We start from the raw sequence: 12,042 nt of genomic DNA on the forward strand, positions 1-12,042 counted from the left end.
GACTAATCAGATATAGTATGAAAGCTATCAACAAAATAATAATTCTGGGAATGGCCGTAGCCCTATTCAATAGCTGTGACCTGACACTCCTACCGGAAAATGCAGTGACACCAGAGAATTACTTTCAAAACAAATCCGATCTGGAATTATGGACCAATCAATTTTATACCTTACTGGACGAGCCAGATGCTTCAGCCGGTACAAATGCAGATGATATGATCGACAAAGGCATGGGACAGGTAATTGAAGGAACCCGTTCGGCTGCCAGCGAAACCGGATGGTCATGGACCAAACTCCGCCACATTAATTACTTCCTGCAACATTCTTCCAACTGTGATGATGAAACCGCCCGCAATCAATATAATGGAGTGGCCCAATTCTTCAGAGCTTATTTCTATTTCGTAAAGGTACGCCGTTATGGAGATGTACCCTGGTACGATCAAGTGCTGGGTTCGGAAGATCAGGAATTATTAGTCAAAGCCAGGGATTCCCGCGAGTTTGTGATGAATCAAGTACTCAAAGATTTCCAAGATGCCGCTACCAGTTTGCCGACCAAAAGCACAGAAACTCGGAACACAAGAGTCACTAAATGGGCGGCATTGGCATTTGCCAGTCAAGCTGCACTTTATGAAGGGACTTATCGGAAATACCATGGACTGGATAATTATGAGAAATACCTGGAAATTGCAGCAAGCACTGCCCGGCAGTTTATTGACGAAAGCGGCTTCAGCCTGTATAAAGAAGGAACGGAACCTTACAGAGATATGTTCTGTGCCGACAACGCCAAAACCACAGAAGTCGTACTGGCAAGAGCTTATAACTTCGAAGGTTTGCAATTATCACACTCCGTACAATTCAGCATCGCTAACCTGCAAATGGGATTTACCCGCCGGTTTATGAATCACTACCTGATGGCGGACGGAACACGTTTCACTGATAAACAAGGATATGAAACAATGTTTTACACAGACGAGGTGAAAAACCGCGATCCACGCCTGCAACAAACCGTACTTTGTCCGAACTATATCCAAAAAGGAGAAACAACCGTGACCGCCAATGACTTAACTGCTTATTGCGGCTACAGACCTATCAAATTTGTAGGTACCAAAGATCATGACGGAGCCGCTAAAAGTACCTCCGATTGGCCTTTGATGCGAGCAGCGGAAGTCTACCTGAATTATGCCGAAGCCAAAGCCGAACTGGGAACACTCAAACAAGAAGACCTGGATATCTCTATCAATAAAATTCGAGAACGGGCTAAAATGCCGGATCTGAATCTTACGGATGCCAACAGTAACCCTGATCCTTATCTGGCAGCTTGCTATCCGAATGTTGAGCAGGGAACGAATAAGGGCGTCATTCTCGAAATCCGTCGCGAACGTACAATTGAACTAGTAATGGAAGGGTTGAGACAATGGGATTTATTCCGTTGGAAAGAAGGTAAACAAATGTTCAATCATTACGTACCTTACTACGGTATTTATGTTCCCGGAGTAGGAACATACGATATGGATGGTGACGGGAAGCCTGATCTGGAAATCTACGAAACCACAGCGACCTCCCAATGTGATAATAAAAAGAAACTGGATAAGGATATCTATCTCTCCAACGGAACATCCGGTTATATTATCGGATTCCCCAAAGTTACTTATGGCAAAGACTGGAAAGAGGAAAGAGACTACTTATGGCCTATCCCTGCTGACCAGCGCGTACTTACACAAGGCATTCTAACCCAAAATCCGGGTTGGGAAGATGGACTAAGCTACTAACTAACTCTTTATTTATTTCTTCATCAGAAGGTGTATCGGAAGATAATCGATACACCTTCCCATTACTATCGCCTTTCACTAGGCTATCAAATCCTACCACCATGTTAAAACAACTTATCAAATTTTATCACATCAGCACTCCTGCGACTCCTCTTAAAAAAGACAAGAAAAAACTTAAAAGATTGCAGTGGGCTACCTTTCTTTCCGCCACAGCCGGATATGGTATTTATTATGTCTGTCGGCTAAGCCTGAATGTAGTAAAGAAACCGATTGTTGAAGAAGGAATCTTTTCAGAAACAGAGCTCGGTATTATCGGAGCAGTGTTATTTTTCACCTATGCTATCGGAAAATTCACTAACGGATTTCTGGCAGACCGCAGCAATATCAGGCGTTTCATGTCCACCGGACTGCTAATTACAGCCCTGGCAAACTTATGCCTAGGATTCACCCACTCTTTCATTCTATTCGCCATATTATGGGGAATCAGCGGATGGTTTCAGTCAATGGGACTGCTTCTTGCGTAGTCGGATTATCCCGTTGGTTTGAAAATAAGAAACGGGGATCGTTCTATGGCTTCTGGTCGGCAAGCCACAACATCGGGGAAGCAATGACTTTCATTATTGTCGCCTCCATTGTCAGTGCTTTAGGATGGAGATACGGTTTCATTGGAGCCGGAAGTATCGGAATAATCGGGGCATTAATCGTCTGGAGATTCTTTCATGATTCTCCGGAAAGTGAAGGGCTGCCTGCCGTCAATCATCCACAAATGCAAAGTGAAACAGGTGATGCTGCCGATTTCAACAAGGCACAACGGCAAGCTCTAATGATGCCCGCAATTTGGATACTTGCCATTTCGAGTGCATTGATGTACGTCAGCCGCTATGCCGTAAACAGCTGGGGAGTCTTCTATCTGGAAACCCAGAAAGGATATTCTACACTGGACGCCAGTTTTATCATTTCTATCGGTTCGGTTTGTGGAATTATCGGTACAATGTTTTCCGGTGTCATCTCCGACAAGTTTTTCAGTGGGCGCAGAAATGCTCCTGCACTCATCTTCGGTCTGATGAATGTAATGGCACTTTGTCTGTTTCTATTAGTTCCGGGTGTCCACTTTTGGGTAGACGCGTTATCCATGGTACTGTTCGGTACTGCGATCGGAGTACTCCTCTGTTTCTTGGGCGGATTGATGGCAGTTGACATTGCTCCCCGGAACGCTTCAGGTGCAGCATTAGGAATCGTAGGTATTGCCAGTTACATCGGGGCAGGTATACAGGATATTATGAGCGGTATTCTCATAGGAGGGCATAAAAGCATTGTCGATGGCAAAGAAATCTATGACTTTTCTTATATCAATATTTTTTGGATCGGAGCCGCATTACTCTCCGTCTTTTTTGCTTTATTGGTATGGAATGTGAAATCAAAGGATTAACAGAACTGTCAGTATCATAAAAAACGTGAGTTCTTTTCGTCCTCATATGAATTTATTTCGTATTTTTGCGTGGACATCCCCTTTTTTGATGTTCAGGAAGATAATTTGTTGTTAAAGCAAAGCGAAGATTGATATATGAGTGACGAAATCAACGAGATAACGGAAGGACATTCAGACTACAAACCGGCGGACACGCGGGACGAAAACGTAAAGCATCAGTTAACAGGCATGTACCAGAATTGGTTTCTGGACTATGCTTCATACGTTATACTGGAACGTGCCGTGCCTCATATCAATGACGGTTTAAAGCCTGTGCAACGACGTATTTTACATTCAATGAAACGTCTGGACGACGGACGGTATAATAAAGTGGCTAACATTGTGGGACACACCATGCAGTTCCACCCTCACGGTGATGCTTCTATCGGAGATGCCCTGGTACAGTTGGGACAGAAAGACCTGTTGATCGATTGTCAGGGTAACTGGGGTAATATCCTCACCGGAGACGGCGCAGCTGCTCCCCGTTATATCGAAGCACGCTTGTCCAAGTTTGCGCTGGATGTTGTCTTCAATCCCAAAACTACCAAATGGAAACTTTCTTATGACGGACGAAACAAGGAACCGGTCACTCTTCCTGTGAAATTCCCGTTATTATTAGCACAGGGAGTGGAAGGTATCGCCGTGGGACTTTCTTCAAAAATTTTACCACACAATTTCAACGAACTTTGTGATGCCTCTATCAGCTATTTACGCGGAGAGGAATTCCAACTATATCCTGATTTCCAGACAGGAGGCTCTATCGATGTAGCCAAATACAACGACGGAGAGCGTGGCGGAGCCGTGAAAGTACGTGCCAAGATCAACAAGATTGATAATAAAACGCTTGCTATCACAGAAATTCCATACGGAAAGACGACTTCGACAGTGATCGACTCTATCCTGAAAGCTGTTGATAAAGGAAAGATCAAAATTCGTAAGGTAGACGACAATACGGCTGCCAACGTAGAAATATTAGTGCACCTCGCACCCGGCACCTCATCAGATAAAACGATTGATGCTCTGTACGCTTTCACTGACTGTGAAGTAAGTATCTCGCCCAACTGCTGTATTATCGATGACAGTAAGCCACATTTCCTCACTGTGAGCAAAGTCCTGAAAAAGTCGGCAGACAATACGATGGATTTGCTGAAGCAGGAGCTGGAAATCAAGAAAGGAGAAATTCTGGAATCCCTGCATTTCTCTTCTCTCGAAAAGATATTTATCGAAGAACGCATCTATAAGGATAAAGAGTTCGAGCAATCCAAAGACATGGATGCAGCCTGTGCACATATCGACGAACGTCTGACACCTTACTATCCGACATTTATCCGTGAAGTTACGAAAGAAGATATTCTCAAGTTGATGGAAATCAAAATGGGGCGTATCCTGAAATTCAACTCAGACAAAGCAGATGAACTGATCGCCAAGATGAAAGAGGAAATTGCCGAGATTGATAACCACCTGGCTCACATCGTGGATTATACCGTCAACTGGTATCAGATGCTGAAGAACAAATACGGCAAGAATTTCCCGCGCCACACGGAATTGCGAAACTTCGACACCATCGAAGCAGCCAAAGTAGTAGAAGCAAACGAGAAACTCTATATCAACCGTGAAGAAGGATTTATCGGAACGACCTTGAAGAAAGATGAGTTCGTAGCCTGCTGTTCGGATATCGACGATGTCATTATCTTCTTCCGTGATGGTAAATATATCGTCACCCCCGTTGCCGATAAGAAATTTGTCGGTAAGAACGTTCTTTATGTCAATGTATTCAAGAAGAACGATAAACGTACAATCTACAACGTAGCCTACCGCGACGGAAAAGAAGGAACGACCTACGTAAAACGTTTCGCCGTAACTTCCGTGGTCCGCGACCGCGAATATGATGTGACACTGGGAACTCCCGATTCACGAATTACCTATTTCAGTGCCAACCCGAACGGAGAAGCCGAAATTATCAAAGTGACATTGAAGCCGAACCCGCGTGTACGCCGCATCATCTTCGAGCATGACTTCAGCGAAGTCAGTATCAAGGGACGCCAGGCACGGGGGATAATTCTCACCCGCTTGCCGGTACACAAAATATCCTTGAAACAGAAAGGCGGCTCTACTCTCGGTGGACGTAAAGTCTGGTTCGACCGTGACATACTTCGCCTCAACTATGATGGACGCGGCGAATACCTGGGAGAATTCCAAAGTGACGACTCCATACTGGTTGTACTGAACAATGGTGATTTCTACACCACCAACTTCGATTTGAGCAATCACTACGAAGACAATGTGAGCATCGTTGAGAAATTCGATCCCCATAAGGTATGGACCGCTGCACTTTATGATGCCGATCAACAGAATTACCCGTACCTGAAACGTTTCTGCTTCGAGGCCTCCAACCGCAAACAGAACTATCTGGGAGAGAATAAGAATAACCGTCTCATCTTGCTGACCGATGAGTACTATCCGCGTCTGGAAGTTATATTTGGCGGACACGACAGCTTCCGTGATCCGTTGGATATCGATGCAGATGAATTCATAGCTGTCAAAGGGTTCAAAGCCAAAGGAAAACGCATCACGACCTATACCGTGGATACGATCAACGAACTTGAACCGACCCGCTTCCCCGAACCTGAACAAGAGCAGCAGGAAAGCCCGGAAGAGGAACCGGAAAATCTGGACCCGGACAGTGATAAGAGCGAAGGCGATATTATTGATGAGATCACCGGGCAGATGAAATTATTCTGATGAAGAAAAAACTAATATATCTGGGGCTGACAGGATGCATCCTGTTCGCCCTTTGCACCAGATTACAAGCGCAGATTGACAGTCTGCAAACCCATCGGTATGTAACACGTGCCACCATGTACGGTGTAGGATTTACCAACGTATTCGACACCTATCTTTCACCGCAGGAATACAAAGGAATTGACTTCCGTATTTCCCGCGAGACGATTCGGATGACTAAGTTATTCGATGGAAATGTGTCTGTGCAGAATTTCTTTCAGGCAGACATCGGTTATACCCATAACCGTGCCGATAACAATAACACCTTCTCCGGATTAGTCAACTGGAATTACGGATTACACTACCAGTTTCGACTGACGGAGAATTTCAAATTATTAGCCGGAGGATTGATAGATGCCAACGGAGGCTTTGTCTATAATCTCCGGAACACCAACAATCCGGCATCCGCACGGGCATACGTCAATTTGGATGCTTCCGGAATGGCTATCTGGCATTTGAAAATCAAACGGTACCCGATGGTATTACGCTATCAAGTCAATCTACCGGTGATGGGAGTAATGTTCTCACCGCACTACGGACAATCTTACTACGAGATATTCTCTCTGGGAAATTCGAGTGGAGTGATAAAGTTCACCTCCCTGCACAACCAGCCTTCACTGCGGCAGATGCTCTCGGTCGACTTACCGATAGGATATACAAAAATGCGATTCAGCTATCTGGCTGATTTGCAACAATCCAATGTAAACAATATCAAGACACATACCTACTCGCACGTATTCATGGTAGGATTTGTGAAAGACCTATACCGTATCCGAAACAAAAAAGGAACAGCTTTGCCTTCATCGGTCAGAGCCTACTAAGAGAACAAAATTTAATGTTGAAACTTCAAGTGAGATCAATTAAGAATGAGAAATAAGATTAGACAAATGCTTTGGCTGCTCTGCTGTCTTCCGGTATTGACCGGTTGCATCGGAGAAGAAGACTACGCCAATGATCCTGTAGGAAACTTCGAACAACTATGGAAGATCATCGACGAACAGTATTGTTTTCTGGAAGCAAAAGGTATTGACTGGGATGCCGTTCACGACAAATATAGCCCACTGATTATTCCGACAATGTCTAATGACGACCTGTTCGACATCCTAAGCCAGATGCTATACATTTTAAAAGACGGACATGTCAATCTATCCTCTGCCAAACGTACTTCTTTCTACGATGAATGGTATCAGGGTTACGACTGGAACTACCGGGAAGATATTCTCTATCAAACTTATCTGGGCAGTGCCAGCACAGGATACTATACATCCGCCGGTTTAAAGTATAAAATATTCGATAATAATATAGGATATATTCGTTATGAAAGTTTCAGTTCCGGAGTGGGCGATGGCAACTTGGATGAAGTTCTCCTCTACCTGGCCACCTGCAACGGATTAATCATCGATGTACGTGATAACGGAGGCGGAAACCTGACCAACTCCACCCGCATTGCCGCCCGGTTTACCAACGAGAAAACACTTACCGGATATATACAGCACAAAACCGGACCGGGACATAATGATTTCTCCAAGATGGAGCCGATCTATCTGGAACCATCCAACAGCATCCGGTGGCAGAAGAAAGTAATCATTCTGACCAATCGTCGTTGTTATAGTGCCACCAATGATTTTGTGAATGCGATGCGCAGCTTAAACAAGGACAACGAAGAGAAAAGAATCATCCAGTTAGGTGACTGGACCGGAGGTGGTTCGGGACTTCCCTTCTCATCGGAATTACCTAATGGATGGAGCGTCCGTTTCTCCGCCAGTCCGCATTTCGACAAAAACAAGCAACCCTTGGAAGAAGGTATTGAGCCGGACATTGCCATCAATATGTCTGAATCAGATCAACTTAAGCACAAAGACACTCTGATTGAAAAAGCATTCGAAATCTTAAGTGAATAACTTTATTGCCAAATTATTTGCCAAATCAGAAAATCTTCCTATCTTTGCACCGCTAAACAAAAAAGCTACACATGCGGCTGTGGCGTAATTGGTAGCCGCGCCAGACTTAGGATCTGGTGTCGTGAGACGTGTAGGTTCGAGTCCTATCAGCCGCACAAACTACACTGTATTTACAGTTAAAAAGCCCCTAAAACGGACATTTTAGGGGCTTTTTTGTGTCCTCTTCGCTGGTTATCCGAAAAATGCTAACAACAATTCGGTGCCATTCTCGGTGACAGGATTCCTTTTTTTATCTTGATTTTTTGGATTCAAAGTAGGATTCACCAAAAAAAATCAAGTATGGAAAGAAAAAAAACTTTCAACGTTCTGTTTTGGCTACGGAAAAGTCGAACAAATGAAAGTCTGTCACCTCTGTTCTGCAGAGTTACAATCATGGGGCAAAGATACGAAATTCCGACGAATTGTCATATCTCCCCCGCTTCATGGTCGGCAGTCGCCCAAAAGTCACTCGGAAAAACAGCTGTAGACAAGGAAACAAACAGGTATATCGAAGATTTAAAACTGCAAATTGAAGAAACCTGTAACAAGCTCCGGCAAAAGAACTATCCCCTCAACATCGAGAACTTTAAACTCATGTTCCAATCAGAGGATAACGAATATTCTACCATTAAAACGCTGTTCGAATATCACATGATTATGGAAGGGAAAAAACTCTCCCAGTCAACATGCTACCAATACGGAGTTACCTTGAAATATCTACTAAGCTACGTGCGAATCAAACACAAAGTGGCCGACTACGATATAAGTATCATCGACGCAGCTTTTGTCAATGAGTTTTTCGCCTATCTGCAAGGTTATTTGCGACAGGACAACATGAAACGATGCGATATTAACGGAGCATTGAAACACATGGAACGCTTCAAAAAAGTCATGGAAATGGCGTTCAATAACGAATGGATAAATCGAAATCCGGTAAAAGCACTCAAAGCACATAAAGAAAAAACCGACATCAACGAACTGGACGAAGAAGCCGTAAAACGACTTTCCACTGTAATACTACCTCCTAATCTGGGCATTGTCAGAGACTTGTTCATTTTTGCCGTGTATACCGGAGTCTCATACGAAGATATGACACGATTAACGCAAAAGAACATCGTTATCGGCATAGACAAAAGCCTGTGGCTGCATTACAAACGGGTCAAAACAGGTGTCCGTGTATCATTGCCATTACTAGAACCTGCATTGGAAATTATCAATAGATATGACACCTACCACAAAGGCGGCAAAAAGAACCAGCCGCTATTCCCATATGTCAGCAATCAGATCATGAACCGTTATCTCAAAAAAGTAGCCAAACTCGCCGGAGTAGAAGACAGAGTTACGTATCACGTTGCCCGCCACACGTTCGCAACGACAATCACCCTGCAACATGAAATCCCACTCGAAACCGTATCAAAAATGCTGGGACATACCAAAATCACAACGACACAGGTATATGCACGAGTAGTCGATACGAAGGTAATGCGCGATATGGCAACACTCAAAGATATGTATTCACATAAAGAAGATAAATCACCCAATAATAAAGCCGCAAACGAATGAAAGCAACCGTAATTATCAATCAGGAAGAACTGGAACTGAAAGCTATCGACAGCATGATAGCGTATGAGAAAAGCTTCATCACCTATTCAGAAATGGAGAAGGCGGTTAGTGATGCGTTGCGGCATTATGGCAGCAGGGAAGGACACCGGAAAATTGTCCTGAAAGGGTGGATTATAAAGACGATCTACGCTCTCGACAGTAACCAACTGAAGGACCTCGACCGGATTACTTTTGAATACCTGAATGAACATTAATCACTTGAATGAATATTAACCATATAAAAAGCAGAATTATGAAAACAGAAACCAACAGCATGAGAATCGTGAAATCTGAAAAGACAGATACAGCCGGAACTCCCCAACAGGAAAAAGACCCTGAAAAATCGAAATACAAGCCCGTTACGCCCGTTATGCTTGACACCGTGCCCGAAGATGCTGTATTCATCCGATCGGCCGATGTATGCAAGCTGCTCAACATCAGCAACTCGACATTGAGAAACCTGCGCGCGGAGCGAGCTATCCCGTTCTATAAACTGGGTGGGACTTTCCTATACAGCAAAGAAGAAATCATGAATTACCTGGCATCTAATTACAGCAGAAGAATATGAGCAAGAACGGATTTTCCTATTACAAAGCGGAAACAGACCGCTTTCAGGACATCAAAATAAAACGCCTGAAAAAGAAATACGGGTGCGACGGCTATGCCGTATACCAATATGCATTGAACGAAATCTACCGTGTCGACGGTTCGTATATCCGCTGGACAGAAGATCAGCTTTTCGACTGTGCCGACTATTGGGGCATGAACGAGGAACGGGTGAAAGAGATCGTAGACTATTGCGCTGAAATCTGCCTGTTTGACCCCGTCGTGTGGAAGATGAAATGTATTCTCACCTCCCGGGCCATTCAAAGCCGATATATAGACATCTGCAAGCTGGCGAAGAAGAAAATGTATATCCCGCTGGATATTCTTCTCGTAGAACCGGAGCAGCCCATAAAGGAACCCGTCACTATGCCTCTGTTTGAAGCTGCGACAGCCGCGGAACCGACCGGGCAAAACATACCGGACGTGTCGGTGTCACCGACAACAGTAGAACCTACTTTCGAGAAACTTCCGGAAGATTTCCAGAACTTTCCGGAAACTTCTGGAAACCTTCCGGAAAAAATCGACAAAGAAAAGAAAAGCAAAGAAAAAGAAAACAAAGAAAAGTCCTCCTCTATCCCCCTACCGACTATCGGAGAACTCACGGAGGAGGAAGCGAGAGCTTTGCTTTCTTCCACTCCGTTGGGGAGAAACAAGCCTGAAACGACCATTGCAACAGGTGGCAATACTGCTTCCACAACTACCGGGAAACGCCCGCCACAAGTGGAGGCGGCGGCGCACGAACAAAAGCCACGCAATCCCAAAGGGCTGATAGAGGCCCTAAGCCCTTACAATCTTTCCCCCCGGGAACTTGAGGAGGTGCTCAAACTGTCCGGACACGGCGAAATAGGAAATCCCGTATGGCAAATTCTAGGCGAAATGCATGGAAACAAACGCCTGCGGATGCCCCGGTTGTTCCTGTTGAAGCGGCTACGGGATGCCGTGGGGGTGATAGCGGACAGCAGTCACGGAGATGACGAAATAAAAAACAAATCGGCTTCATAGCCTCACAAAAAGCAACAACGATGAGCGAAAACAAAAAAGCAACCGACACGCCGCTCTACTACCCCCGCAAAATGCGTACAGGGTGGTGCGTGGCGCACGAAGTGACAGCCGCAGGCATCACTATCGAGAGATACGGAATACACTGCCAGACGTATGCGGAAGCATACCGGCGGGCGGAAGTGATGAACCGGAAACAACAGGTGGAAACGGAAGCGGGGCGCGAAGGAACACAAGTCGGAGAAACCATCGGTTCGCTGGAACCGTCCGCCTCCGATGGCGAGAAAGGGGGTGAACGATCATGAGCGAAAAAGTAAGCACCATCACGCTACGGTTGACTGCCGAGGAAGTCACGCAGCTTGAAATTTTGAAGAATCTTACAGGAAAGCGAACGGCCAGCGAAGCAATCAAACACGTTGTGCAGGAGTACCCCCGTTTCTGTACCCACTACAAGCAGGAAGCGAAGGAACACGGAGAACTGAAACGAAGGTACCAGGAGCAAGGCGAAGCCGTGCGGGGTTTTCTGTCGGCACTCGACAGGTTGGAGAAAGCGGGCAGGGAGAAAGAGTAGGGGAAACGATTGCTAGCAAAATACGCTCCGGAAGATCTTGGCCAATGAAATATTTGCTAGCAGATGTTTCCGGATCGTGTGCTCGAGCTGCGTAAAAGTGCTAGCGGATTCTTCCGGATCGTGTGCTACAGATCGGGAATAATGCTAGCAACAGTTTCATCCTGGAAGAATCCGGCTGCCGGATTCTGCTAGCGGATTCTTGTTCCCGGTTCGTTCCGGAGCAACTAATTTGCTAGCAATTAACGGGGATATCAAGTTGATGGAGCCGGGATCCCGACAGGTATGTGATAGCAAGTGAAGGTAATA

Annotated in this window: 10 protein-coding genes, 1 tRNA gene and 1 pseudogene; all 12 read left to right on the top strand. The window is 45.2% G+C overall.

Annotation, left to right across the window (positions count from 1 at the left end):
• The first annotated feature begins 17 nt into the window (after window positions 1-17).
• The 12 genes and pseudogenes from BSCG_RS09760 to BSCG_RS09705 all read left to right on the top strand — a co-directional run bounded on the left by BSCG_RS09760 (window position 18) and on the right by BSCG_RS09705 (window position 11,736).
• A complete protein-coding gene (locus BSCG_RS09760; RefSeq protein ID WP_004309594.1) occupies window positions 18-1,769 on the top strand; it encodes a RagB/SusD family nutrient uptake outer membrane protein in 1,752 nt (583 codons plus the stop codon).
• Window positions 1,770-1,870: 101 nt separating this feature from the next.
• Window positions 1,871-3,198, top strand: a pseudogene (locus tag BSCG_RS09755) (MFS transporter).
• A 135-nt stretch (window positions 3,199-3,333) separates the two neighbouring features.
• Complete coding sequence (locus tag BSCG_RS09750) at window positions 3,334-5,979, top strand: DNA gyrase/topoisomerase IV subunit A (protein WP_008776520.1); 2,646 nt, start codon at window positions 3,334-3,336, stop codon at window positions 5,977-5,979.
• On the top strand, window positions 5,979-6,839 hold the full coding sequence (locus BSCG_RS09745; RefSeq protein WP_008642868.1) for a DUF3316 domain-containing protein: 861 nt from the start codon (window positions 5,979-5,981) through the stop codon (window positions 6,837-6,839). Before BSCG_RS09750 ends, BSCG_RS09745 begins: the two co-directional genes overlap by 1 nt.
• A 45-nt stretch (window positions 6,840-6,884) precedes the next feature.
• Entirely contained in the window at window positions 6,885-7,919 is a 1,035-nt protein-coding gene (locus BSCG_RS09740) for a S41 family peptidase (protein WP_008649432.1), read from the top strand.
• A 73-nt stretch (window positions 7,920-7,992) separates the two neighbouring features.
• A tRNA-Leu gene (locus BSCG_RS09735) sits at window positions 7,993-8,074 on the top strand.
• Window positions 8,075-8,258: 184 nt separating this feature from the next.
• Window positions 8,259-9,521 (top strand): site-specific integrase, encoded by a 1,263-nt coding sequence (locus BSCG_RS09730; RefSeq protein WP_032849599.1) that lies wholly within the window; start codon window positions 8,259-8,261, stop codon window positions 9,519-9,521.
• Complete coding sequence (locus BSCG_RS09725) at window positions 9,518-9,775, top strand: hypothetical protein (RefSeq protein WP_008776522.1); 258 nt, start codon at window positions 9,518-9,520, stop codon at window positions 9,773-9,775. The genes BSCG_RS09730 and BSCG_RS09725 overlap by 4 nt, the downstream gene beginning before the upstream one ends.
• A gap of 38 nt (window positions 9,776-9,813) precedes the next feature.
• On the top strand, window positions 9,814-10,128 hold the full coding sequence (locus BSCG_RS09720) for a helix-turn-helix domain-containing protein (RefSeq protein ID WP_008776523.1): 315 nt from the start codon (window positions 9,814-9,816) through the stop codon (window positions 10,126-10,128).
• Entirely contained in the window at window positions 10,125-11,168 is a 1,044-nt protein-coding gene (locus BSCG_RS09715) for a DUF4373 domain-containing protein (protein ID WP_004313897.1), read from the top strand. The genes BSCG_RS09720 and BSCG_RS09715 overlap by 4 nt, the downstream gene beginning before the upstream one ends.
• 20 nt (window positions 11,169-11,188) lie before the next feature.
• Complete coding sequence (locus BSCG_RS09710; protein ID WP_004313895.1) at window positions 11,189-11,470, top strand: hypothetical protein; 282 nt, start codon at window positions 11,189-11,191, stop codon at window positions 11,468-11,470.
• Window positions 11,467-11,736 carry a hypothetical protein gene (locus BSCG_RS09705; RefSeq protein ID WP_004313893.1) on the top strand — a complete coding sequence of 90 codons (270 nt, stop codon included), beginning with the start codon at window positions 11,467-11,469 and terminating at the stop codon, window positions 11,734-11,736. The genes BSCG_RS09710 and BSCG_RS09705 overlap by 4 nt, the downstream gene beginning before the upstream one ends.
• Window positions 11,737-12,042 lie beyond the last annotated feature (306 nt).

This window comes from Bacteroides sp. 2_2_4, assembly GCF_000157055.1.
GTDB lineage: Bacteria > Bacteroidota > Bacteroidia > Bacteroidales > Bacteroidaceae > Bacteroides > Bacteroides ovatus.

Coding starts and splice junctions, on each gene's coding strand:
- BSCG_RS09760 (WP_004309594.1), top strand. CDS start 18: ATGAAAGCTATCAACAAAATAATAATTCTGGGAATGGCCGTAGCCCTA.
- BSCG_RS09750 (WP_008776520.1), top strand. CDS start 3,334: ATGAGTGACGAAATCAACGAGATAACGGAAGGACATTCAGACTACAAA.
- BSCG_RS09745 (WP_008642868.1), top strand. CDS start 5,979: ATGAAGAAAAAACTAATATATCTGGGGCTGACAGGATGCATCCTGTTC.
- BSCG_RS09740 (WP_008649432.1), top strand. CDS start 6,885: ATGAGAAATAAGATTAGACAAATGCTTTGGCTGCTCTGCTGTCTTCCG.
- BSCG_RS09730 (WP_032849599.1), top strand. CDS start 8,259: ATGGAAAGAAAAAAAACTTTCAACGTTCTGTTTTGGCTACGGAAAAGT.
- BSCG_RS09725 (WP_008776522.1), top strand. CDS start 9,518: ATGAAAGCAACCGTAATTATCAATCAGGAAGAACTGGAACTGAAAGCT.
- BSCG_RS09720 (WP_008776523.1), top strand. CDS start 9,814: ATGAAAACAGAAACCAACAGCATGAGAATCGTGAAATCTGAAAAGACA.
- BSCG_RS09715 (WP_004313897.1), top strand. CDS start 10,125: ATGAGCAAGAACGGATTTTCCTATTACAAAGCGGAAACAGACCGCTTT.
- BSCG_RS09710 (WP_004313895.1), top strand. CDS start 11,189: ATGAGCGAAAACAAAAAAGCAACCGACACGCCGCTCTACTACCCCCGC.
- BSCG_RS09705 (WP_004313893.1), top strand. CDS start 11,467: ATGAGCGAAAAAGTAAGCACCATCACGCTACGGTTGACTGCCGAGGAA.